Origin of the sequence: Clostridium sp. AT4 (assembly GCF_001517625.2) — a bacterium.
In the GTDB taxonomy this organism is placed as follows: Bacteria; Bacillota; Clostridia; order Lachnospirales; family Lachnospiraceae; genus Enterocloster.
The window spans coordinates 1,470,588-1,492,499 of record NZ_LN999828.1 but is presented as its reverse complement, the minus strand read 5'-3'; the positions used below and the strand labels follow the sequence as shown (position 1 = coordinate 1,492,499).

28 protein-coding genes and 1 pseudogene are annotated in these 21,912 nt (G+C 41.1%); 27 read left to right on the top strand and 2 right to left on the bottom strand.

What is annotated here, in order from left to right:
• The first annotated feature begins 13 nt into the window (after window positions 1–13).
• From BN3656_RS13265 to BN3656_RS13225, 9 genes are all read left to right on the top strand, one after another.
• Window positions 14–376 carry a DUF6145 family protein gene (locus BN3656_RS13265; RefSeq protein WP_066549003.1) on the top strand — a complete coding sequence of 121 codons (363 nt, stop codon included), beginning with the start codon at window positions 14–16 and terminating at the stop codon, window positions 374–376.
• Complete coding sequence (dusB, locus tag BN3656_RS13260; RefSeq protein ID WP_066549001.1) at window positions 366–1,328, top strand: tRNA dihydrouridine synthase DusB; 963 nt, start codon at window positions 366–368, stop codon at window positions 1,326–1,328. The genes BN3656_RS13265 and dusB overlap by 11 nt, the downstream gene beginning before the upstream one ends.
• 216 nt (window positions 1,329–1,544) lie before the next feature.
• Window positions 1,545–2,027 carry a transcription elongation factor GreA gene (greA, locus tag BN3656_RS13255; protein WP_066548999.1) on the top strand — a complete coding sequence of 161 codons (483 nt, stop codon included), beginning with the start codon at window positions 1,545–1,547 and terminating at the stop codon, window positions 2,025–2,027.
• Window positions 2,028–2,071: 44 nt separating this feature from the next.
• The gene (gene lysS / locus BN3656_RS13250; protein WP_066548997.1) at window positions 2,072–3,565 is read left to right on the top strand and encodes a lysine--tRNA ligase; all 1,494 of its coding nucleotides are present in this window, start codon (window positions 2,072–2,074) and stop codon (window positions 3,563–3,565) included.
• A gap of 293 nt (window positions 3,566–3,858) precedes the next feature.
• The gene (locus tag BN3656_RS13245) at window positions 3,859–4,332 is read left to right on the top strand and encodes a DUF6075 family protein (protein WP_066548995.1); all 474 of its coding nucleotides are present in this window, start codon (window positions 3,859–3,861) and stop codon (window positions 4,330–4,332) included.
• Between the two features lie 199 nt (window positions 4,333–4,531).
• Complete coding sequence (locus BN3656_RS13240) at window positions 4,532–5,314, top strand: AAA family ATPase (RefSeq protein WP_066548993.1); 783 nt, start codon at window positions 4,532–4,534, stop codon at window positions 5,312–5,314.
• Window positions 5,307–6,200, top strand: a complete 894-nt coding sequence (locus tag BN3656_RS13235; protein ID WP_066548991.1) for a ParB/RepB/Spo0J family partition protein — start codon at window positions 5,307–5,309, stop codon at window positions 6,198–6,200. Before BN3656_RS13240 ends, BN3656_RS13235 begins: the two co-directional genes overlap by 8 nt.
• Window positions 6,201–6,215: 15 nt before the next feature.
• Window positions 6,216–7,289 (top strand): DUF6017 domain-containing protein, encoded by a 1,074-nt coding sequence (locus BN3656_RS13230; protein WP_066548989.1) that lies wholly within the window; start codon window positions 6,216–6,218, stop codon window positions 7,287–7,289.
• Complete coding sequence (locus BN3656_RS13225; protein ID WP_143331353.1) at window positions 7,270–7,599, top strand: DUF6050 family protein; 330 nt, start codon at window positions 7,270–7,272, stop codon at window positions 7,597–7,599. Before BN3656_RS13230 ends, BN3656_RS13225 begins: the two co-directional genes overlap by 20 nt.
• 52 nt (window positions 7,600–7,651) lie before the next feature.
• Here BN3656_RS13225 and BN3656_RS13220 read toward each other — a convergent pair whose 3' ends face one another.
• Window positions 7,652–7,858, bottom strand: a complete 207-nt coding sequence (locus tag BN3656_RS13220) for a helix-turn-helix transcriptional regulator (protein ID WP_021865095.1) — start codon at window positions 7,856–7,858, stop codon at window positions 7,652–7,654.
• 169 nt (window positions 7,859–8,027) lie between these two features.
• Between BN3656_RS13220 and BN3656_RS13215 the strand changes: the two genes are divergently transcribed.
• From BN3656_RS13215 to BN3656_RS13170, 10 genes and pseudogenes are all read left to right on the top strand, one after another.
• Window positions 8,028–8,390, top strand: a complete 363-nt coding sequence (locus BN3656_RS13215; RefSeq protein WP_347461150.1) for a hypothetical protein — start codon at window positions 8,028–8,030, stop codon at window positions 8,388–8,390.
• 98 nt (window positions 8,391–8,488) lie between these two features.
• Window positions 8,489–9,136 carry a hypothetical protein gene (locus BN3656_RS13210; RefSeq protein ID WP_066548981.1) on the top strand — a complete coding sequence of 216 codons (648 nt, stop codon included), beginning with the start codon at window positions 8,489–8,491 and terminating at the stop codon, window positions 9,134–9,136.
• Between the two features lie 24 nt (window positions 9,137–9,160).
• Entirely contained in the window at window positions 9,161–9,988 is an 828-nt protein-coding gene (locus BN3656_RS13205) for a hypothetical protein (RefSeq protein ID WP_066548978.1), read from the top strand.
• A gap of 20 nt (window positions 9,989–10,008) precedes the next feature.
• Window positions 10,009–10,464, top strand: a complete 456-nt coding sequence (locus BN3656_RS13200) for a hypothetical protein (protein WP_066548976.1) — start codon at window positions 10,009–10,011, stop codon at window positions 10,462–10,464.
• A gap of 187 nt (window positions 10,465–10,651) precedes the next feature.
• Window positions 10,652–11,128, top strand: a complete 477-nt coding sequence (locus BN3656_RS13195) for a PcfB family protein (protein WP_066548973.1) — start codon at window positions 10,652–10,654, stop codon at window positions 11,126–11,128.
• Window positions 11,129–11,133: 5 nt separating this feature from the next.
• Window positions 11,134–12,978, top strand: a complete 1,845-nt coding sequence (locus tag BN3656_RS13190) for a VirD4-like conjugal transfer protein, CD1115 family (protein ID WP_081423015.1) — start codon at window positions 11,134–11,136, stop codon at window positions 12,976–12,978.
• Window positions 12,979–13,145: 167 nt separating this feature from the next.
• A pseudogene (locus BN3656_RS13185) lies at window positions 13,146–13,298 on the top strand (Maff2 family protein); the annotation flags it as partial.
• A gap of 160 nt (window positions 13,299–13,458) precedes the next feature.
• Window positions 13,459–13,731 carry a helix-turn-helix domain-containing protein gene (locus BN3656_RS13180; RefSeq protein WP_002592127.1) on the top strand — a complete coding sequence of 91 codons (273 nt, stop codon included), beginning with the start codon at window positions 13,459–13,461 and terminating at the stop codon, window positions 13,729–13,731.
• Complete coding sequence (locus BN3656_RS13175) at window positions 13,691–14,080, top strand: TnpV protein (RefSeq protein WP_066548966.1); 390 nt, start codon at window positions 13,691–13,693, stop codon at window positions 14,078–14,080. Before BN3656_RS13180 ends, BN3656_RS13175 begins: the two co-directional genes overlap by 41 nt.
• A gap of 16 nt (window positions 14,081–14,096) precedes the next feature.
• Window positions 14,097–15,059: a DUF3658 domain-containing protein gene (locus tag BN3656_RS13170; protein WP_014078537.1), complete on the top strand. Its 963-nt coding sequence runs from the start codon at window positions 14,097–14,099 to the stop codon at window positions 15,057–15,059.
• A 61-nt stretch (window positions 15,060–15,120) separates the two neighbouring features.
• Here the strand turns inward: BN3656_RS13170 and BN3656_RS13165 are convergent, their stop codons facing one another.
• A complete protein-coding gene (locus tag BN3656_RS13165; protein WP_006873172.1) occupies window positions 15,121–15,927 on the bottom strand; it encodes a helix-turn-helix domain-containing protein in 807 nt (268 codons plus the stop codon).
• A gap of 483 nt (window positions 15,928–16,410) precedes the next feature.
• On the opposite strand from BN3656_RS13165, the gene BN3656_RS13155 reads away from it, so the two are divergent.
• From BN3656_RS13155 to mobQ, 8 genes are all read left to right on the top strand, one after another.
• Window positions 16,411–16,599: a hypothetical protein gene (locus tag BN3656_RS13155; protein ID WP_054328105.1), complete on the top strand. Its 189-nt coding sequence runs from the start codon at window positions 16,411–16,413 to the stop codon at window positions 16,597–16,599.
• Entirely contained in the window at window positions 16,596–16,937 is a 342-nt protein-coding gene (locus BN3656_RS13150) for a DeoR family transcriptional regulator (RefSeq protein ID WP_066548965.1), read from the top strand. The genes BN3656_RS13155 and BN3656_RS13150 overlap by 4 nt, the downstream gene beginning before the upstream one ends.
• Window positions 16,930–17,226 carry a DUF3847 domain-containing protein gene (locus BN3656_RS13145; RefSeq protein WP_002594808.1) on the top strand — a complete coding sequence of 99 codons (297 nt, stop codon included), beginning with the start codon at window positions 16,930–16,932 and terminating at the stop codon, window positions 17,224–17,226. Before BN3656_RS13150 ends, BN3656_RS13145 begins: the two co-directional genes overlap by 8 nt.
• A gap of 417 nt (window positions 17,227–17,643) precedes the next feature.
• Window positions 17,644–18,036, top strand: a complete 393-nt coding sequence (locus BN3656_RS13140) for a GNAT family N-acetyltransferase (protein ID WP_000393259.1) — start codon at window positions 17,644–17,646, stop codon at window positions 18,034–18,036.
• Complete coding sequence (gene aph(2'')-Ia / locus BN3656_RS13135; RefSeq protein WP_001028144.1) at window positions 18,037–19,476, top strand: aminoglycoside O-phosphotransferase APH(2'')-Ia; 1,440 nt, start codon at window positions 18,037–18,039, stop codon at window positions 19,474–19,476.
• Window positions 19,477–19,589: 113 nt separating this feature from the next.
• Window positions 19,590–19,811: a GNAT family N-acetyltransferase gene (locus tag BN3656_RS13130; RefSeq protein ID WP_330424665.1), complete on the top strand. Its 222-nt coding sequence runs from the start codon at window positions 19,590–19,592 to the stop codon at window positions 19,809–19,811.
• A 110-nt stretch (window positions 19,812–19,921) separates the two neighbouring features.
• Window positions 19,922–20,143: a DUF4318 domain-containing protein gene (locus BN3656_RS13125; protein WP_004612768.1), complete on the top strand. Its 222-nt coding sequence runs from the start codon at window positions 19,922–19,924 to the stop codon at window positions 20,141–20,143.
• Between the two features lie 184 nt (window positions 20,144–20,327).
• Window positions 20,328–21,908 (top strand): MobQ family relaxase, encoded by a 1,581-nt coding sequence (mobQ, locus tag BN3656_RS13120; protein ID WP_066548961.1) that lies wholly within the window; start codon window positions 20,328–20,330, stop codon window positions 21,906–21,908.
• Window positions 21,909–21,912: the final 4 nt, after the last annotated feature.

Here is a 21,912-nt window from a genome sequence, read left to right as displayed (position 1 = left end):
CGGAGATAAGAAGATGATGGATAAAGTGGTGCTCTGTGGAGCCAGCTCCTATGAGCAGAAATATTATTTTAATGAAGAATTTAAGAGCCTTCCCCAGTCGGTACAGGATGAGCTGCATATTATGTGCGTCCTTTTTACAGAGGATGTGGGCGGAGTCCTGACACTGGAATTTGACGACAGGGGACGTCTGGAATTTAAGGTAGTCTCTGAGGAAGGCGACTACCTGTTTGACGAAATTGGAAGTGTCCTTAAGATCAAACAGTATCAGGAAGAGAAAAAGGATCTTCTGGAGGCGCTGGAATTATACTACAGAACCTTCTTTTTAGGGGAGGATGTAGACTGGGAAGAGAGCGGGAGAGATGAGGATGAAGCTTAGGCTGGGAGATAGGGAGCTTAACAGCAATATCATACTGGCCCCCATGGCGGGAGTAACCGATCTGCCTTTCAGGCTTTTGTGCCATGAGCAGGGAGCGGGAATGGCGGTGACGGAAATGGTCAGCGCCAAAGCCATTTTATATAAAAATAAGAATACAAAAGAGCTGATGGCGGTGGACCCGGCAGAGGGGCCTGTGGCAGTGCAGCTTTTTGGCTCGGATCCGGAGATCATGGCTGAGATCGCAGCTCAGATCGAGGACGGTCCTTTTGCGGCTATTGATGTAAATATGGGCTGTCCTGTGCCGAAGATTGTGAATAACGGTGAAGGCTCTGCACTTATGAAGGATATAAAGCTGGCAGAAAAGATATTGACTTCTATGGTAAAGGCAGTGAAGAAGCCTGTGACTGTAAAATTCAGAAAGGGCTTTAACGACCAGTGCCTCAATGCAGTTGAATTTGCGAAAATGGCAGAAAGCAGCGGGGCAGCCTGGGTGGCCGTTCATGGAAGGACCAGGGAGCAGTATTATTCCGGCACGGCAGACTGGGAAGTGATCCGTCAGGTAAAAGAGGCAGTGAAGATACCGGTGATCGGAAACGGCGATATCTTTCATGCTCAGGATGCGGCCCGGATGATGCAGGAAACAGGCTGTGACGGCGTTATGGTTGCAAGAGGCGCCAAGGGAAATCCATGGATCTTCCGGGAGATCCGGCAGTATCTGGAAACAGGGGAGATTCCTCCAAGGCCATCTACGGAGGAAATCCGGGAAATGATCCTGCGCCATGGACGGATGCTTTCAGAATATAAGGGAGAAAATGTGGCTATGCGGGAAATGCGCAGCCATATGGCCTGGTACACCAAAGGGATGAAGCATTCAGCCTCCCTTCGGTGTGAGATCAACCAGGTGGAGACTCTTGAAGGGCTGGCAGCACTTTTGGACGGACGTATGGTTTAGTTTTTGGGCAGGCGCCGGGATAGCTTCCCATACTTGACAATGGGTGCTTTTTCTTATATAATACACAGAATGTCGGGGTATCTTTTTTATACAGACAGAAACAAAAAATACATCATAGATGAGACGTTTTTAAATATCCGGGCAGGACTTTAAGTCTGTCCGGAAATGTGCTGTCTTTAAGGCAATTTAGAATGAAAAAGGAAGGAAGCAGGAGACATGGCAGACAAGAAACACATTTTGACCTATGCCGGATTAAAACAGTATGAGGATGAGCTTCAGAATCTGAAGGTTGTAAAGAGAAAAGAAGTAGCTCAGAAGATCAAAGAGGCCAGAGAGCAGGGCGACTTATCCGAGAATGCAGAGTATGATGCAGCAAAGGATGAGCAGAGAGATATTGAGCTGCGGATTGAAGAACTGGAAAAGCTGTTAAAGAACGCAGAGGTAGTAGTAGAGGACGAGATCGATGTTGATAAGATCAATATTGGATGCAAGGTAAAGCTTCTGGATGTAGAGTATGATGAGGAGATGGAATTTTTCATCGTAGGCTCCACAGAGGCCAACAGCCTTCAGAACAAGATCTCCAATGAGGCTCCCGTAGGCCATGCCCTGATGGGAAAATCCGTAGGAGATGTGGTTGACGTAGAGACACAGGCAGGCGTGATCCAGTACAAGGTGCTGGAGATCCAGAGAGTATCATAAGAAACATTTTACAGTTAAATATTTCACAAAGGAGCAGAAGAAACGTGGGAGAGCAGAAGTCAAATCAGACAGAGCAGGATTTAAATCATGTACTGAAGGCCCGTAGAGATAAGCTGGCAGAGCTTCAGGCAGCAGGAAAGGATCCATTTCAGATCACAAAATATGATGTAACTGCCCACAGCATGGAGATCAAGGATCATTATGATCAGTGGGAGGAGAAGGAAGTAAGCATTGCAGGACGTATGATGTTTAAGCGCGTCATGGGCAAGGCTTCTTTCTGCAACCTTCAGGATCTGCAGGGACGCATTCAGGTATATGTGGCCCGAGACAGTGTGGGGGAAGATGCCTATAAGGAATTTAAAAAGCTGGATATCGGTGATATTGTAGGCGTAAAAGGAACAGTCTTTACTACAAAGACAGGAGAAATTTCCGTACACGCAAGTGAGTTTACCCTTCTTTCCAAGAGCCTTCAGGTTCTTCCTGAGAAGTTCCACGGCCTTACAGATACAGATCTGCGCTACCGCCAGAGATATGTGGATCTGATTATGAATGAGGATGTTAAGGATACATTTATTAAGCGTTCTAAAATCCTTGCTGCTATCCGTAAGTATCTGGGTGGAGAAGGCTTTATGGAGGTAGAAACTCCTATGCTGGTATCCAATGCAGGCGGTGCGGCTGCCCGCCCCTTTGAAACCCATTTCAATGCACTGGATGAGGATCTGAAGCTTCGTATTTCCCTGGAGCTTTACTTAAAGCGTTTGATCGTAGGCGGTCTTGAGAGAGTTTATGAGATTGGCCGTGTATTCCGCAACGAGGGCCTGGATACAAGACACAATCCTGAGTTTACCCTGATGGAGCTGTATCAGGCATATACCGATTACCACGGTATGATGGATCTGACCGAGAACCTGTACCGTTTTGTGGCTCAGGAGGTTCTTGGCACTACAAAGATCGTCTACAACGGCGTGGAAATGGATCTTGGAAAGCCATTTGAGCGCATTACCATGTTAGATGCGGTTAAGAAATACTCCGGTGTGGACTTTAATGAAATCCATACATTGGAAGAAGCAAGAGCTGCTGCAAAGGAAAAGCATGTAGAGTTTGAGGAGCGCCATAAGAAGGGCGATATCTTAAACCTGTTCTTTGAGGCCTTTGTAGAAGAGCATCTGATTCAGCCTACCTTTGTTATGGATCATCCGGTAGAGATTTCTCCGCTGACCAAGAAAAAGCCGGAGAATCCGGAATATACCGAGCGTTTCGAGTTCTTTATGAATGGCTGGGAGATGGCAAACGCCTACTCCGAGCTCAATGACCCGATCGACCAGAGAGAGCGCTTCAAGGCTCAGGAAGAGCAGTTTGCAGCCGGCGATGAGGAAGCAAACCATACAGACGAGGATTTCTTAAATGCACTTGAAATCGGTATGCCGCCTACAGGAGGAATCGGCTTCGGTATCGACAGAATGTGTATGCTGCTGACAGACTCTGCGGCAATCAGAGATGTGCTGCTGTTCCCGACGATGAAGTCGTTAGATAAATAAATCCAGTAAAATCAAGGGTTTCAGCGATTACAAGTTGTGATTTACTACAAATTTACTACAAATTTGCTACGCATAATACGGAATAATACTTAATAATACGTTTTGTGCGACATTCAATTTTATATTTTGTACTTCAAGGACACTTTCCAAGTGAAAATTTGGGAGTGTCCTTTTTGCGTGTTGCAATGAGCCAAGTGCCATGCTTGCATGAGCATTTGGCGAATGCCGCAACAACGAGCAGCTATGCTGCTGGTGTGGTTATGGTCAAAAATAAAGAATTGGAGGAATTAAGCATGAATAGTACAGCGTTAGGAGCAGAAAACACAAAGAAAGAGAGCATTATTTTTATCAGTGAAGCACATGAGAAATTCTACTACGAGAAATTGAAAGAAGTAAGGTATCAGGACGTGTACCACAAGGCACTTTGCTATTGCCTTGGCATTAACGATGATACCAGAAGAAATGCGAACCGCATTTATGATTTTAAAACAGGTTGTGTAAAAACAGAATGTTTGCATGAAGGCTGGCAGACCAGCGGAAGCGTGAAAGTAGTCAGAATGGCATTTAATCTATATTGCAATGCCGCACCAAGCGTGGATGATTACACGGACGCAGAGGAGCAAATTAACGAGTGCAGACAGTACACAGTGGAGGAATTATTCTGCTGTGCCTATGCACCATATTTTTGGCAGGCAATACAAATCCGGTATCCGGAATATGCAACCTATAACCGGAAACTGTATGCCCTGTTTGGAGGAGCAGATTGATGTTAAAGGTTCGATTGATGGGAACAAAGAATGATATTAAATGGTTTGGGAAGATTTTGCAAAGAAATTCCAAAATCGAAGTGACAGAGTTTTCAGATTTATACCCGAATAAAGGGACAAAGAAGTTTTACAGAGCGTATGTAGAAGTGAAAAAGACTAATGTAGCAGAAAGTTAGCAGAGAGTAAAGGAGAATGTATCATGTGTAAAATAATAGCAATCGCAAATCAGAAAGGTGGAGTTGGAAAGACCACCACAACAAGTAATTTGGGAATAGGATTAGCAAAGCAGGGAAAGAGAGTTCTGCTGATAGATGCCGATGCACAGGGCAGTTTGACTGCAAGTTTGGGATTTACAGAGCCGGACAAGCTGGAGGAAACACTTGCGACTGTGATGGCAAATATCATCAATGATGTGGAAATGGAAGATGATTACGGTATTTTAAGGCATGAGGAAGGAATTGACCTTATGCCGGGCAATATCGAATTATCCGGTCTGGAGGTATCCTTGGTAAATGTCATGAGCAGAGAGCTTGTGATGCGTTCCTACATAGAGCAGGTGAAAGAAAGATATGATTATATCCTGATTGACTGTATGCCGTCACTTGGCATGATAACCATAAATGCATTTGCCTGTGCAGACAGTATCTTAATTCCGGTACAGGCGGCATATCTGCCAGTGAAAGGTCTGGAACAGCTTATTAAGACGATTGGTAAGGTGAAGCGTCAGATAAATCCGAAGCTGTCCATTGAGGGTATTTTGCTGACCATGGTTGACTGCAGGACAAATTATGCAAAGGACATCAGTGCATTACTGATTGAGAATTATGGCAGCAAAGTAAGGATATTTGAGAATAGCATTCCGATTTCCGTAAGAGCTGCCGAGATTTCGGCAGAGGGCGTCAGCATCTATCAGCATGACCCAAAGGGAAAAGTAGCAAGTGCCTATCAATCTTTGACGGAGGAGGTGCTTGGCAATGAATAAGGCAGGAAGTGCAGCAAAGGTAAAGCTAAACAGTTTTGATGATTTATTCGGTGCTTCTGATATGTCAGCGGGCACCGATCAGGTGCAGGAGATACCTCTTTCAGAGCTTTATGAGTTCAAAGGACACCCTTTTAAGGTGTTGGATGATGAAAAGATGCAGGAAACAGTGGAGAGCATCCGAAACTATGGTGTGCTTATGCCCGGTATTGCAAGACCAAGAGAAGAGGGCGGTTATGAGATAATCGCCGGACACCGCAGAAAACATGGCTGTGAGCTTGCAGGTCTTTCCTCCATGCCTATGTTTATCAGAGATTACAATGATGATGAAGCTACGGTGATTATGGTAGATACTAATATCCAGAGGGAAGATATTCTCCCAAGTGAAAAGGCTAGAGCCTATTCCATGAAGTATGAAGCCATGAAGCATCAGGGCAAAAAGGGAAATGGAAGCAGTCTTGATGAAGTGGGAGAAGCAGCCGGAGAGAGTGGCAAGACGGTTCAGCGTTATATATGGCTTGCACGGCTGTCAGATGAATTGCTGGATATGGTTGATAAGAAAAAAATCGGTCTGGTACAGGGGGTTGACATATCTTTTCTGACAGAGCAGGCACAGGAATGGGTGCAGTTCATTCTTGAAGAAACGGGTGCAGCTATCTCGACTACCCAATCATCAAAGTTAAAGGAATATGGGAAAAACGGCGAGTTGACTCTGCCAATGGTAAGACTGATATTGACGGAGGAAAAGCCAAAGGAAAGAAAAGTTACAATTAAGGCTGATAAAATCAGCAGATATTTTACGGAGGATTATTCCAGTGAAGATATAGAAAATATTATCTATCAGCTATTGGAAGAATGGAACACCGGAAAGGCGTCGAATAAGCAGTAAAGGAGGCACGGTAAAGTGGGCGATACAATAAACTTTGATTATTACTACGGAATTGAAGCAGAGCAGTTCTCTTTTTATCGTGTTCCCCGACTTTTGATTAAAGACGAGAGATTTAAGGGGCTTAGCAGTGATGCTAAGCTCCTCTATGGGCTGATGCTTGACAGAATGTCATTATCCATGAAAAACGGCTGGTTGGATGATGAAAACAGGGCTTACATCATTTATACGGTGGATGCCATTATGGAAGATTTGGGATGTGCAAAGGCAACCTGCGTTAAGATTATGAAAGAGCTTGATACCGAAAACGGAATCGGTCTGATTGAAAAGAAACGCCGTGGACTTGGAAAGCCGGACATAATTTATGTGAAGAATTTTTCTACAATTACTGATGCACAGACAGAAGAAAAGTCCGATAATGCTGATAAAACCACAGAAGTTCAAAAACTGAACCTCAAGAAGTCTAATATGCATACTTCCAGAAGTTCAGAAATTGAACTTCAAGAGGTTCAGGATTTAGAACACCAGAAGTTCACAATGCAGACTTCAAGAGGTTCAGAAAGTGAACTTGCAGAAGTTCATAAAGCAGACCCTATTTATACTAACTATAATCAAACTAATCAGAGTTATACTGATATAAGTTATACCAATCCTATCAATCAATCTGGTAATGAGAGTAGGTCAGAAAAAAAGATTGATGTGATGGATGATGTTAATGCATACATAGAACTGATTAAGGATAACATCGAATATGAGCATCACATGAAGTATGATGACTGGCAGAACAAGGCTTTGTATGAGGAACTTTTTGAGGTTATCTGTGAGGTTGTATGTGTAAAACGTACAACAATCCGGATTGCAGGAGAGGATTATCCCTATGAGCTTGTAAAATCTAAATTCCTGAAGCTGAACAGTGGACATCTGGAGTATGTGATTGGCTGTATGCATGATACAAATACGAAAATAACCAATATCAAGGCATATATGGTTACTGCTCTTTATAATGCACCCTCAACGATGAATCATTATTATCAGCAGGAAGTGCAGCACGATATGTACGGAGGTGGCTGGCATGAAAAAGGCATTGTTTAAAATAATTATTCAGGTATGTGTTCTTGTTCTGTGGATGATTACCTGTTATCCAGTTTGCAATAAAGCAGATGGGTTTGATTATTTCCTTTATTGGATTTTGGTAGGATGCCCCTACGGTATCAGAAAAATGTGTATGTTTCTTGTGCCGAAGAATTTTGGAATTGCAGGAAGTATGGGAATACTAGCACTGAATTGTATCGTTGGAGGTCTGATTGGTGGTATTATTGTTGTTGTGAGGATTATCGTTATATTTACGGAGATAATAAAAGTAATAGCAGGACACTTCTGGACACAATGTCCAAAGGTGTAAAAGAAAAAAGAGCAACAAAAAAGGCATTGTCAATCAATCATGAACAATGCCTCTACTTGTCATCTGGAACATATTCCATAATATCTTCAATCCGGCAGTCAAGTATCTGACATAGCCTGTTCAGAATAATGGTCTTTACCACCATATTTTGCCGGAGCCGCTGAAGCTGTGCTTTGTCAATGCCATAGTCCTTAATGAGCTGGTACTGACTGATGTTTTTAGCCCTAAGCGTTTGCCAAAGGGGATCGTATTTAATCATACTGGCAACTCCTTTCCTACCTTGTATTTTAATGGCAGGGAACTTATAATAATATGGTGCGTGTATGCACCATAAAGTATGTAAATGGTAAAGACAATAATGGTTTATTTCTGGAGATTGAGGATATAGATGCAGGTAGTGTGGTTTTGAAACAGGAGGATGGTTAATTGTGAAAGAAATATACATTACAGACAGTGAAAGGGAAAAATGCAGAAAGGTTGCAGATGCTTTTGCAGAGCTGTATGAGATTGAGAATATACTTGTCGTGGATGCGGGAAGATACGGTTTTGTTAAATTACAGTATTATAGACCGCCACAGGGTTTTGAAGATGCAATAACCTTTACGGACAGCCGGAGCATGTTTGAGAACTTGTGGGAGGAATGGTTTGACACGCAGCTTTTTCTTCTGGCAAAAGGAACACCGATGGCAGGAATGGGATATCATGAGATATTCCGGTGTCTGCCAAAGGAGAAACAAGAGGAACTTATGAATAGAAAAGCCGGATTTGCAAAAACGGCAGGAATAGAATAATCAGGTAACAGCGTTAGGGCAGTTATGAGTGAAATACTTATAGCTGCTTTTTTTGTGCTTTTGGACACGATGTCCAGAAGCGGGAAGGAGATATATAGATGGAATCAATGAGAGATATTAACAGGGTCATGGAGCGTGAGATAGCGAAGGGGAGCTGCCCTTTGAAGCTGGATCATATTGAATTTGGGGATTATTCGTATCAGGAGATAACATCAAAGGAGAAATTGCTGGAGGTGCTATCCTATTTGTTAAGGATAGGTGATTTCAAGCAGTATGCCGGAAAGACTATCTTAAATAATGTTTATATGGACTTGCGTGGGAAAAAGCCTGTATTTAAGCGAACAAAGACAGCCGTAGAGAGAAATAATATATTTGCAACAATCAGAAGATATGCAAAGAAGCTAAAGCCGCAGTATAATGGAGATGTATATCTGGAAACTGTCAGATGTTATTTCGATATACCGCAAGAAAATCTGGAAAAGTGCCGATATACATATCAGGGGAATGAAACATACGCCTTCCTTATGTCGGATAAATATATCATGGCATTATATACGCATTGTCTGGTGGCGAGGAAAGAGGCTGCTTTGCAGGATATGCAAGTTGAAGGGCTTACAGAAAAAGAGTATGGGATGGTCAAGCTGAAGAATGTGGGTGATGTTCTGTTTCAAGCATTGTTATTTGATGATGTAAGAACTGATGATAAAAATATTTATGCTGATTTTTATAGTATATATGTGGGCTGAATAGATGCCAAAAGGAGAGCAGTTATGTATATAGATACTCATACTAAAAAAGCAATGGAAGAATCTATTTATAAATATCTTGGAATAGATGAAAAGGTACTATGTAATATATTTGATAAAGCATATAACTCTGATTATGATTCTTTGGAGACAATATTCTCAGATTTTATTTACAAGTATATTAAAAAAAATAGTGTGGATGAGATTTTATTTTTTCATTTTTCGCGTAGGTTAAATTCAGAAAATGACGACTTTCGTGGATATAATTTATATGACTTACTACTTAATGATACAGTTGTTTCAAGTTTTTTGAAGAAATATGATATTATTTTCAAAAAGGGTGAAAAGCATTTGGAATTATTTCATAGAGGAAAGTTGGAAACTTTTGAAAATGTCCATGGTGGAAATGAGAGTAATGTAAAGTGGCGGATGGGCTATTATGAAGGAAGAGAAGATTATTGCTTTAATGGATTTGCATTTAAGGACTTATTATATAAAAATTCTTATGCTAGAAGTTTGTATTGGGGACCTGAGTTTTTAAATCAAATGTTGCAAGTTATTGGAAGAGAAGATGTATTGGAGGAATACATAAAGAACAGTAAATATTATTGTTTGGGATATAAAATACCCATTGAGAAAGTGATTTTCGATAGATATGATACTTTATCCTTAGAGGGGAAAAAAAATCGTATTGTATTAGAGGTTTTGAGAAGATTATATGATTATTATGTGACTAATATAAGTTATATGTATGATGAAGAGAACCCTTGCTTGAGGTTGCAGGATGATGATACAATGGATAATAAATATTTGGTTTTCAAAGAGGAAATTTTACCAGAAATGTTAAGATAAATGAAGAGGTGAAATGTGAGATGAGTTACATAAAATCTGAAAACACCAATTTTGCTATATACCGTATTATACTTCAAGAAGCTATAGATGATATAAAACAAAAAATTGGAATAAATGATGATGAGATAGAGTGGGTTATATTTGATGAAAAGGATTATATTGAAAATAGATTTAATGGCAAAATGTTGATGCCTTCATTTGTATATCAAGCTCAGTATAAATATGGATTTTGTTATATTAATACAAAACAAATTTATATCTCTACAGCAGCTATTATGACTAGCAACGTGGGTGATTTTAAAAGAAAGATACCACAGATTGCTCATATACATGAAGGAAAAAGTGTATTTTTGATAAATGTAATATTGGATGAGTTAGCACACATAAAGACCGGAAAAGATCATGGGAATAAAGAGTATGATACTACATTAGAAAAGTATTATAAGGCATATTATAAGAAATCAGATTTATTTTAGATATTGTAAAATATTACAACAGCGTCAGGGCAGTTATAAGTCGAGAGATTTGTAGCTGCCTTTTTTTTATTGCTTTTGGACACGATGTCCAGAAGCGGAAAGGAGAGTTATGAGGTATTTATTACATCGGCTGTATGTTCCACCTTAGCGGAGCATACGCACATGGAAATGCAGATCGGAGGTACTTATGCAAGAGGAAGTAACGCAGAAAACAATCGCTCTTGTAATTAAGACCGCTAAACTGGATGCCAACGTCTTGAAGGCTGCAATGCGGATGTATCTGAACCACCGCAGGCAGAAAGCACAGAAAATGCATGGTAAAACTTCTGTGAAAAAGCTGGTTGGCGAAGGCGTGGGGGTTTCGTCTATCGAAGTGACGGATGGCAATATCAAATCTTTTGAGCGGGTAGCTCGTAAATATAATGTTGATTTCGCCGTCAAGAAAGACAAGACAACAGACCCGCCGAAATATGTGGTATTTTTCAAGGGCAGGGATGCCGATGCGGTAGCACAGGCATTCAAGGAATTTGTTTATGGTAATGAGAAACGAAAGGGCAGGACTTCCGTAAGGGAGAAACTGAAACGCTTCAGGGATGCAGTATCACAGAATAAGAACAGAGAACGGAGCCGGGAAAAGAATAAGGACAGGGGGCAGAGCCTTTGAGTAACATCATTGAAGGCATAACCAAAGACCTGAAAGCTATCCCGAAAAATCTGAAAGCAAAAGCAGGTGGTATGGATACCAAGAAGCTGGTGTTTTTGAATCTGCCCTATATCTTTGCTGGATATTTCTGTGATAAGGTTGCATGGCTGTGGAGAGTATCAGAAGGTACAAATGCTTCTGATAAGATGATGGCAGTCATGAACCGTTTTGATAAGCTGTTTGCCAACCCTTTGCCCAGCTTCCACCCAAGAGATTTACTGATTGGTGTGGCAGGTGGTATAGCACTCCGACTTGTGGTGTATTACAAAGCCAAGAATGCCAAGAAGTTCCGGCAGGGTGTAGAATACGGTTCTGCAAGGTGGGGAAATGCCAAGGACATAGAGCCATATATGGACTCTGTGTTTGAAAATAATGTCCTTCTGACACAGACAGAACGGCTGATGATGTCCGGCAGACCGAAAGAGCCGAAGTATGCAAGAAATAAAAATATTCTTGTTATCGGTGGTTCTGGTTCCGGCAAGACTCGCTTTTTTGTGAAGCCAAACCTGATGCAGATGCACAGCTCCTACGTTGTCACTGATCCGAAAGGAACAGTACTGGTGGAGTGCGGAAAAATGTTAAAAAGGGGCAAGTACAAGATAAAAGTTTTGAATACCATAAACTTTGCTAAATCCATGCATTACAATCCTTTCGCCTACATTCGGAGCGAAAAGGATATTTTGAAACTTGTAAACACGATTATAGTCAACACCAAAGGAGAGGGACAGCAATCCGGTGAGGACTTCTGGGTAAAGGCTGAAAAGCTCTATTATACGGCACTTATCGCTTATATCTGGTATGAAGCTCCGGAAGAGGAGCAGAATTTCGCAATGCTGATTGATATGATTGATGCCAGCGAAGCCAGAGAGGACGATGAGAATTTCAAAAATGCCGTAGATTTATTGTTTGAGGAGCTGGAAGCGGATAAACCCAATCATTTTGCAGTAAGACAGTACAAAAAGTATAAACTTGCTGCCGGAAAGACAGCGAAATCAATCTTGATTAGCTGTGGTGCGAGGTTAGCACCATTTGATATTAAGGAGCTGCGTGACCTTATGGAATATGACGAGCTGGAGCTTGATACTCTGGGAGAGGAAAAGACAGCATTATTCGTTATTATTTCCGATACCGATGCCACATTTAATTTTGTGGTATCAATCATGTATTCACAGCTCTTTAACCTGCTTTGTGATAAAGCAGATGATGTTTATAACGGAAGGCTCCCGGTTCATGTGCGCATGCTCCTTGATGAGTTTGCGAACATTGGGCAGATTCCACAGTTTGAGAAGCTGATCGCTACAATCCGTAGCCGTGAAATATCAGCTTCTATTATTTTGCAGTCAAAATCCCAGCTCAAGGCGATTTACAAGGACAATGCAGATACCATAGAGGGCAATTGTGATACCACATTATTCCTTGGAGGAAAGGAAAAGACCACGTTAAAAGAGTTGGCGGAAGTATTGGGTAAAGAAACGATTGACCTTTATAATACCTCGGATACAAGAGGTACGAGCCAGTCCTATGGTCTGAATTATCAAAAGACCGGAAAAGAGCTTATGAGTCAGGATGAGATAGCGGTCATGGATGGCGGAAAATGTATCATGCAGCTTAGAGGCGTGAGACCTTTCTTCTCAGATAAGTTTGATATAACAAAGCATAGGCGATACAAAGAGCTGTCCGATTTTGACCCGAAAAATGCCTTTGACATTGAGGACTATGTGAAGCATCTGCATCGCATGAAAGTTACGCCAGACACAGAGGTGGATGATGCCTTTGATTGTGGAGAAGTTGAGGGCGATACAACGAAATAGCGACTTTTGGACAGAATGTCTAAAGGTGCAGAACTGACAACTGAATATGGAACCATTAACCTCTGGACATTGTGTCCAGAAGAAAAAAGAGTTTTGTTGTGTATGCTGATACATCTCAAAACTCTTTCTTTTTGAAAAAATTAAGAGAAAGAACGAGGTAGATTAAAATGTCATTTTTTACAACAGCAGTAACAGGATTAAAGACGGTAGTAACCGCAATCGGAGCAGGTGTAGGCGTGTGGGGAGTTATCAATCTTCTGGAGGGCTATGGTAATGATAATCCCGGTGCAAAGTCGCAGGGTATCAAACAGTTCATGGCTAATTAAAGGGAACAAAAAGAAAGGAAAAACCAATCCAGACGGTATCAGCGGCAGGATACAAGAATAAATTGTGATTACACAAGATTGATGTTATAATAAGAGAAAAGTTCCTGCCGGGGCAGCCGCCCCGGCGGTATGGATAGAAAGGCAGGAAAGCAATATGCACATCAGCTATAAACCACTCTGGCACACACTGTTAGAGCGTGATATGAGAAAAGAAGATTTAAGGCTTGCCGCTGGTATGACAACGAATATGATTGCCAACATGAGCAAAGAGGGAAAGCACATCAGCATGGACACATTAGCCCGTATCTGCGAAACGCTGAATTGTGAGATTACCGATGTGATTGAGTTAGTACCAGACGAGCCTGCTTCCACAGGAGGTAAGGAACATGAGCGAATTGAAACCAAGAATAACAGAAAACGGAATTGATTATATCCTTGTCGGAGATTACTACATCCCAGATTTGAAATTGCCGGAGGAACACCGCCCTATCGGAAAGTACGGACGGATGCACCGGGAATATTTAAGGGAAGTCCACCCAGCCAGATTGAATACATTGATACTGACCGGAGAATTGTGGACATATCTTGCAGACCTGAACGAACAGGCACAGGAACGGTTAGACACTATCATGGAGCAGATGAAAGCCACCGAGGGCGTGACAGAGGAATTGAAGCGAACTCAACAAATGGAATGGGTGCAGCGTTGTAATAACATTCACAACCGGGCAGAAGAAATTGTTTTGCATGATATAATTTATTCATACGGGAGTAATTAAATCGGAGGTATATAAGATGATTGAAATTGTATTTGGTGAAAGTGCCTGTGGAAGTTTGAAAATTGCCCAAACTTACGGTAAGGGAAAGTATAGAGGAAGTGCAGTTTCGGTCTTTATGAGGCACGAAGATGGGAGTGTTCCATCTTCAGATGAAATGAAAGAAGCACAAATTCAAGCACAGGAACAAGAACATATTGCTTGGGAGAATGCTATTCCATTGGGAGGCAAGAGCAGTGATGTTTATTGTTTTGATATGGCTCTTAGTGTGGGAGATATTTCTGATAATGGAATTGGCGAACAGCGGAAAAATGTTCTCAAGAAAATGCTGTCTGTCTGGTTTGTAGAGGATTTAGACTATCAGGTTGAAGAAAAAATACAGAAAATTAAAACTACATTGTCTTCGGTTATTGAACGATATGTAGCTGGGGAAGAAGTTCGTATTTGGTATAGCTATAATCCGGATGAACTTTGCGGTATGTACTGGCTTATGAAACAACTTCGACCATTAAACTGTCAGACAACAATTTATTTGGTTAAGTTACCTGCCTGGGAATATGGAAAAGAAAATACTATGACATCCAAAATAGCATGGGGTGAGGTTTCTCCTGGCGAATGGGGAAAATATATAACTCTACAAGAAAAAGCTAAGCCTGTATTTCTTTCAGCTTGTGCTATGAAATGGAATCAACTTCAAAATGAAAATGCACCTTTGCGTGCAATGCTAAATGGTAAATTGCAAAGTGTTTCAGAAGATATATATGATAGTTTCATTCTTCGTGAAATTGCGGAACAGCCAGAGCAATTCAAAATGGCTATTGTTATAGGTAATGTTTTAGGAAAATATCAACTTGGAATTAGTGATGTATGGATTTCTAATCGCATTGATAAAATGCTTGAAGATGGTGTGTTGGAAATTATACAGGACGCACCAAAGGGAGAAACAAATTATCGCCGGATATTAAGAAAACGAATGAAATAATAACCACAGCAAGAACCGCTGCTACATGGAAGGCACCCCAACCATGCAACAGCGGTTTTTTTTACCGTTTTTTCCTCTGGCTGATAGGCGTTCCCATTTTCTTTGATTTTTTGAGAATCCGAATCAGCCAGCGAAATTCTTCGTCTGACAGATTTTTATAGTTGATACCGAGCTGCTTGCAGTAAAGGACAACCAGCTTTTCATCCCGGCTGCCCTTGAAATTTTCGACTGCTTCGAGATTTTCTTTCAATTCATCGGCAACGGTGGTCTGGGGCGCACTCTCACTGTCCTTTTTGTGGGCTTCCCGAATATCCCGGATAATCAGGTTGAGGTCATCCAGAACCATGTGACTGAAATACTCATCATCACTGATATGGGCGGCTTGCAGCACTTTCAAATGCGGGTCATCTTCGCCTGGGCGATACCGTTCAATGATTTCATGCCGGACGGTATCGACAAGTGCATTGAGGTTTTGAATCTGCATGGTAGCAATCCCGTCCACATAAATCTCAATGTCTGCAAGAAACTTGATAAAATCTTTATGTGTAGCAAGCTCACAGAGCAGACGGTTGTTAATCCGACCGCTTTTCAGCAGTGCCACCATCTCATCATTCAAATGCAACTCCGTCAATGGTGTGTTGATCTGCTCCCTGTTCTCTATCCGGCACAGTAGATAATCAACAGAGACCCCATAGAAGTCTGCCAGCGTGATAAGGTTGCCATGATTGATTTCCTTAAAATCCTCTTTTTCATAACTTCCAAGAGCTGATTTGGAAATGCCTGTCAGCTTTGATAGTTCTTCCAGATTTAAGCCTTTGTCCTTGCGGAGTTCCCAAAGGCGTTCCTGTATGCTTGTTGCTCCTTTCATGGGCGCACGCTCCTTTCCAATGGTTTCATTGCTGCCGCTTATCTGGATTATATCACACTTTCCGCAATCGTGGAAATTTCTGATTTTTACCCCTAATTCCTACTTTGTGGACATACGGCACAGGGCACAAAAATGTTCTATGATACAGGTAGTTCATCGATGGATTATTCCAATCGAATGACCAGCCTGTGTGGGATATGCTTCCCCGGCGATGTAGCGCCATGACTTTTGGCAGGGATGTGGAGGAACCCTGACCGAAACGAGCGTACCAAAGGGAGCGATACGCCGCTGTGAGATTCAGGGGAGGAACGACACCGGGGAGAACTGGCGAACTGACACCGAAATGATACCGAAACACGACAATCTGATAGGGGGATAGTCTACCCTATCGCTGATACTTCGGGAGATTTTAATCGGCTCTATGACCGTAATTTTGCCGAAAATCGCCCCGAAACCATACACTAAAACGGGAGGAAATACAATATGCCGAGAATGAGCAAAAAGAGGAAGCATGAGCTTTCCTTTTACCTCAATGACCGGGGGCGTGTCACTTACAACGAATTATGCCGGAAATGCCAGCATGGGTGCAAGCAGAGCTTCCGGGCGGTTGTGATTGACTGCCCCCGTTATTTATCCAAACGATCAAAGAAAAAGGAGGAACACACCGAATGAATTTTGAATTTATGACGATAGACACACCATTGCCGCCCTGTATGCCATTTCCCAGAGCGTTGACAGGATTTCCAGTCAGCAGCACCGCAAAGGTCATGTACTGCCGGATGCTGGACGCTATGCTATCCAAAGGGCAGGAGGACGAGAACGGAATCCTGTTTGTCTGCTTCCCTGTCACAGCCATTGCCGCAGTCCTGTCCCGCAGTCCTATGACGGTCAAGCGTTCTTTGAATGAACTGGAAAACGCAGGACTTATCATGCGGGTGCGTCAGGGCGTTGGAGAGCCGAACAGGATTTATGTGCTGATACCGGGAAAGGAGGACGCTGCCATTGCCTGATACCTCAAAGCTGGAAAAACTCAATCGGGAGTTGGAGAAAAGCGAAAAGAAACTGCGGAAAGCCATCAATGATGAAAAGGCATTGCAGCACCAGTTAAAGCAGCTTACCCGAAAGGAACGGACGCACCGGCTCTGTACTCGTGGCGGTATGCTGGAAAGTTTTCTGCAAGAGCCGGAACGCCTGACAGATGATGATGTCATGCTGTTGTTGAAACTCATTTTTCACAGGCAGGACACGCAGGAACTATTGAAAAAACTGCTGGAACGGGAGAAGCCGGAAACCCCTTAGTTTACTAAGGGCGCAATTATACACCACCCAGAGGTTGGTGCATTGCGTTCTCCGAAGGCTCCTCGCCGGAGGGCTGTGATTTTCCGCAGTCATGGTCTGCTTCAAATCAAACAGGGGACGCTACGCTTCCCCTGCGCTGGCTGCCGCCAGCTACCCTTTTGTGGACTTGCCATCTGGGGACACCTTGCATTGCAAGCTGTTCCCAGCCGACAAGTTTCATAAAATATGCTATCTTTTCGATAGCCAATGAAGTATAATGAAGATGACAACAAATCGGTAGTTGGAGGAAAAATAATGGACTACAAAATAGATGATAAAAACCTTGATGTATCAATGTTTATTTCTTTTGTCAATCAAGTATGGCAAGGTAATTATGATGTGGAACAAACAAGGATGGCATTATCTAAAACATTAAATATGGAAGAAGTTTTAATTGATGATAATATGGTTTTTGATATTGATAATTTAAAAGGATTTCTTAATGATACCAGTTCATTTGGGTTTATAGCTAAAGAAAATAATAAAATTATAGGATTTGCATATTGCTATACACTTTTAAGACCTGATGGAAAAACAATGTTTTATTTACACTCAATAGGAATGTTACCTAACTATCAAGACAAAGGTTATGGTTCAAAATTATTATCTTTTATCAAGGAATATTCTAAAGAGATTGGTTGTTCTGAAATGTTTTTAATAACTGATAAAGGTAATCCTAGAGCTTGCCATGTATATGAAAAATTAGGTGGTAAAAATGATTATAAAGATGAAATAGTATATGTATATGATTATGAAAAAGGTGATAAATAAATGAATATAGTTGAAAATGAAATATGTATAAGAACTTTAATAGATGATGATTTTCCTTTGATGTTAAAATGGTTAACTGATGAAAGAGTATTAGAATTTTATGGTGGTAGAGATAAAAAATATACATTAGAATCATTAAAAAAACATTATACAGAGCCTTGGGAAGATGAAGTTTTTAGAGTAATTATTGAATATAACAATGTTCCTATTGGATATGGACAAATATATAAAATGTATGATGAGTTATATACTGATTATCATTATCCAAAAACTGATGAGATAGTCTATGGTATGGATCAATTTATAGGAGAGCCAAATTATTGGAGTAAAGGAATTGGTACAAGATATATTAAATTGATTTTTGAATTTTTGAAAAAAGAAAGAAATGCTAATGCAGTTATTTTAGACCCTCATAAAAATAATCCAAGAGCAATAAGGGCATACCAAAAATCTGGTTTTAGAATTATTGAAGATTTGCCAGAACATGAATTACACGAGGGCAAAAAAGAAGATTGTTATTTAATGGAATATAGATATGATGATAATGCCACAAATGTTAAGGCAATGAAATATTTAATTGAGCATTACTTTGATAATTTCAAAGTAGATAGTATTGAAATAATCGGTAGTGGTTATGATAGTGTGGCATATTTAGTTAATAATGAATACATTTTTAAAACAAAATTTAGTACTAATAAGAAAAAAGGTTATGCAAAAGAAAAAGCAATATATAATTTTTTAAATACAAATTTAGAAACTAATGTAAAAATTCCTAATATTGAATATTCGTATATTAGTGATGAATTATCTATACTAGGTTATAAAGAAATTAAAGGAACTTTTTTAACACCAGAAATTTATTCTACTATGTCAGAAGAAGAACAAAATTTGTTAAAACGAGATATTGCCAGTTTTTTAAGACAAATGCACGGTTTAGATTATACAGATATTAGTGAATGTACTATTGATAATAAACAAAATGTATTAGAAGAGTATATATTGTTGCGTGAAACTATTTATAATGATTTAACTGATATAGAAAAAGATTATATAGAAAGTTTTATGGAAAGACTAAATGCAACAACAGTTTTTGAGGGTAAAAAGTGTTTATGCCATAATGATTTTAGTTGTAATCATCTATTGTTAGATGGCAATAATAGATTAACTGGAATAATTGATTTTGGAGATTCTGGAATTATAGATGAATATTGTGATTTTATATACTTACTTGAAGATAGTGAAGAAGAAATAGGAACAAATTTTGGAGAAGATATATTAAGAATGTATGGAAATATAGATATTGAGAAAGCAAAAGAATATCAAGATATAGTTGAAGAATATTATCCTATTGAAACTATTGTTTATGGAATTAAAAATATTAAACAGGAATTTATCGAAAATGGTAGAAAAGAAATTTATAAAAGGACTTATAAAGATTGATTATATAATATATGAAAAGCTATTATAAAAGACATTAGTATTAAATAGTTTAAAAAAATGAAAAATAATAAATAAATATAACAGCCTATGACAATAAAAAGCTAGTAGGATGCTTGCGTATTCTTTCCGATGGTTACTATTTTGGAACAATTACAGAGTTACTGGTTCTTCCTCAATATCAAAAACAGGGGATTGGAAGCAAACTTCTTCAACTTGCAAAAGATAATACACCTACAATGTTATATTTCGGCTCTCAACCAGAAGCAGAAAAATTTTATGAAAAGAATGGTTGTCAAAAAAGTTTACAATCTTACATGATAAATAGAAAAGAGTAAGGGACAATTTGAAGTTATAAGTGGATTTTTGCGAAGCTGTATGATACTATTATTTTATAACGATTTGAAAATTCGTGGATTACTTAACAAATTAGAAGGAGGTATTTTATATGTTTAAAAAAGCTTTTTGGGTTCCTTATGAGGATAGTGCCAATTACCCAACTCTTGCAAAAACTATGGAAGCAATTTCAAAGTATTGTGAAGAAAATGGTGAGTCTTATACATTTATTAACGATGACGAAGTGGAGATAAATGGAAAAAGATATGAAATATATAGGGGCTACGAAAATGGTAGTAGGGGAAATTACGGCATAAAATGTAAAGAAAAATAAATCCAATTTGTTATTCTACACACATCGGGTCAACTTGCCCCGAACTTTTACAATTAAATACCCGCCGCCCACATAGCGGCACACCGAGCAGGAAATCTGAAAAAGGTCTCCTGCTTTTTTTCTGCCCAAAATGAGGTGGTAAAACGCCACCCCGTCCACCAATTAGCGAAAGGAGGAACACGAAATGCCCTGTCCACACAACGAAATCACGATTGTTCAGCGCAGCCAGCGGCAGTCTGCGGTTGCCGCCGCTGCTTACCAGAGTGGCGAAAAGCTGTTCTGTGAATACGACCAGCAAGTGAAGCACTACCCGGAAAAGCGTGGTATCGTCCACAATGAAATCCTGCTCCCGGCAAATGCTCCGCCGGAGTATGCAGACCGCAATACCCTATGGAACGCCGCCGAAGCTGTGGAAAAACAATGGAACTCCCAGCTTGCAAGGAGGTGGGTGCTTACCATTCCCAGAGAGATACCGCCTGACCAGTACGCTGTCCTTGTACGGGAGTTTTGTGAGCAGCAGTTTGTTTCCAAAGGCATGATTGCTGATTTTGCAATCCATGACCCCCATCCGCCGGGACACAATCCCCACGCCCATGTCCTGCTCACTATGAGGGCAATGGACGAACATGGGAAATGGCTTCCCAAGAGCCGCAAGGTTTATGACCTTGACGAGAATGGGGAACGGATCAAACTTCCGTCCGGCAGATGGAAAAGCCACAAGGAGGATACGGTTGACTGGAACGACCAGAAGTATTGTGAAATCTGGCGGCATGAATGGGAGGTCATCCAGAACCGCTATCTGGAAGCCAATGACCGCCCGGAGCGTGTGGACTTGCGTTCCTATGCCAGACAGGGGCTTGATATAGTCCCTACTGTCCATGAGGGAGCTGCTGTCCGGCAGATGGAAAAGCGGGGTATCCAGACGAATATCGGAAACCTGAACCGGGAAATCAGAGCTGCCAACAATCTGATGAAGTCCATCCGGCAGCTTATCCAAAACCTCAAAGGCTGGATTACCGAGCTGGGCGAAAAACGGAAAGAGCTGCTTGCACAAAAGGCGGCGGAGGAAGCGACACTTCTTCCCAATCTGCTGATGAAGTATATGGCGATACGAAAGGAAGAACGGAAGGACTGGACAAGGGCTGGACAGAACCGGGGGACTTCACAGGACTTAAAGGCAGTCAGCGAAGCCCTGTCCTATCTCCGGCAAAAGGGGCTTTCCACTGTGGAGGACTTAGAAGCATTTCTGGAATCCTCCGGGAAATCAGCCGCAGATTACCGCAATCAGATGAAGCCAAAGGAAGCCCGAAGCAAAGTGATTGACGGGATTCTTGCCAGCCGGACAGACTGCAAAGAATGTAAGGCTGTCTATGAGAAGTACCAGAAGATATTTTTTAAGAAAACAAAGGAAAAATTCAAACAGGAACACCCGGAGGTTGCCCGGTATGCGAAAGCCACCGCCTACCTTGCCAAGCACCCGGACGATAAGGACAGTACCCAAAAGGAGCTGCAAGAGGAGCAGGAAACGCTTCTCAGCGAAATCGCAGAACTGAAAGTACCGCTGACCGAGGTACAGGAGGATTTGAAGAAGCTGCGGGACATCCGCTACTGGGTACGGAAAGCCACACCCGGCACAGAAGAAAGCAAAGAGCCGCCCAAGAAGCAGCCCCTCAAAGAAGTCTTGCAGGATAAGGCGGACGAGAAAAAAGCACAAAGAACTGCCCCGGTGCAGACAAAACACAAACAACAGGATATGGAACTTTAACAGG

What these genes read in the sequence shown, in the direction of transcription:
- BN3656_RS13155 (WP_054328105.1), top strand. Translation starts at nt 16,411, where the DNA reads ATGCCGAGAATGAGCAAAAAGAGGAAGCATGAGCTTTCCTTTTACCTC.
- BN3656_RS13220 (WP_021865095.1), bottom strand. Translation starts at nt 7,858, where the DNA reads ATGATTAAATACGATCCCCTTTGGCAAACGCTTAGGGCTAAAAACATC.
- mobQ (WP_066548961.1), top strand. Translation starts at nt 20,328, where the DNA reads ATGCCCTGTCCACACAACGAAATCACGATTGTTCAGCGCAGCCAGCGG.
- BN3656_RS13195 (WP_066548973.1), top strand. Translation starts at nt 10,652, where the DNA reads ATGCAAGAGGAAGTAACGCAGAAAACAATCGCTCTTGTAATTAAGACC.
- BN3656_RS13245 (WP_066548995.1), top strand. Translation starts at nt 3,859, where the DNA reads ATGAATAGTACAGCGTTAGGAGCAGAAAACACAAAGAAAGAGAGCATT.
- BN3656_RS13175 (WP_066548966.1), top strand. Translation starts at nt 13,691, where the DNA reads ATGAGCGAATTGAAACCAAGAATAACAGAAAACGGAATTGATTATATC.
- BN3656_RS13265 (WP_066549003.1), top strand. Translation starts at nt 14, where the DNA reads ATGATGGATAAAGTGGTGCTCTGTGGAGCCAGCTCCTATGAGCAGAAA.
- greA (WP_066548999.1), top strand. Translation starts at nt 1,545, where the DNA reads ATGGCAGACAAGAAACACATTTTGACCTATGCCGGATTAAAACAGTAT.
- BN3656_RS13240 (WP_066548993.1), top strand. Translation starts at nt 4,532, where the DNA reads ATGTGTAAAATAATAGCAATCGCAAATCAGAAAGGTGGAGTTGGAAAG.
- BN3656_RS13210 (WP_066548981.1), top strand. Translation starts at nt 8,489, where the DNA reads ATGGAATCAATGAGAGATATTAACAGGGTCATGGAGCGTGAGATAGCG.
- BN3656_RS13235 (WP_066548991.1), top strand. Translation starts at nt 5,307, where the DNA reads ATGAATAAGGCAGGAAGTGCAGCAAAGGTAAAGCTAAACAGTTTTGAT.
- BN3656_RS13170 (WP_014078537.1), top strand. Translation starts at nt 14,097, where the DNA reads ATGATTGAAATTGTATTTGGTGAAAGTGCCTGTGGAAGTTTGAAAATT.
- BN3656_RS13200 (WP_066548976.1), top strand. Translation starts at nt 10,009, where the DNA reads ATGAGTTACATAAAATCTGAAAACACCAATTTTGCTATATACCGTATT.
- BN3656_RS13225 (WP_143331353.1), top strand. Translation starts at nt 7,270, where the DNA reads ATGAAAAAGGCATTGTTTAAAATAATTATTCAGGTATGTGTTCTTGTT.
- BN3656_RS13140 (WP_000393259.1), top strand. Translation starts at nt 17,644, where the DNA reads ATGGAAGAAGTTTTAATTGATGATAATATGGTTTTTGATATTGATAAT.
- BN3656_RS13150 (WP_066548965.1), top strand. Translation starts at nt 16,596, where the DNA reads ATGAATTTTGAATTTATGACGATAGACACACCATTGCCGCCCTGTATG.
- BN3656_RS13180 (WP_002592127.1), top strand. Translation starts at nt 13,459, where the DNA reads ATGCACATCAGCTATAAACCACTCTGGCACACACTGTTAGAGCGTGAT.
- BN3656_RS13125 (WP_004612768.1), top strand. Translation starts at nt 19,922, where the DNA reads ATGTTTAAAAAAGCTTTTTGGGTTCCTTATGAGGATAGTGCCAATTAC.
- dusB (WP_066549001.1), top strand. Translation starts at nt 366, where the DNA reads ATGAAGCTTAGGCTGGGAGATAGGGAGCTTAACAGCAATATCATACTG.
- BN3656_RS13165 (WP_006873172.1), bottom strand. Translation starts at nt 15,927, where the DNA reads ATGAAAGGAGCAACAAGCATACAGGAACGCCTTTGGGAACTCCGCAAG.
- BN3656_RS13205 (WP_066548978.1), top strand. Translation starts at nt 9,161, where the DNA reads ATGTATATAGATACTCATACTAAAAAAGCAATGGAAGAATCTATTTAT.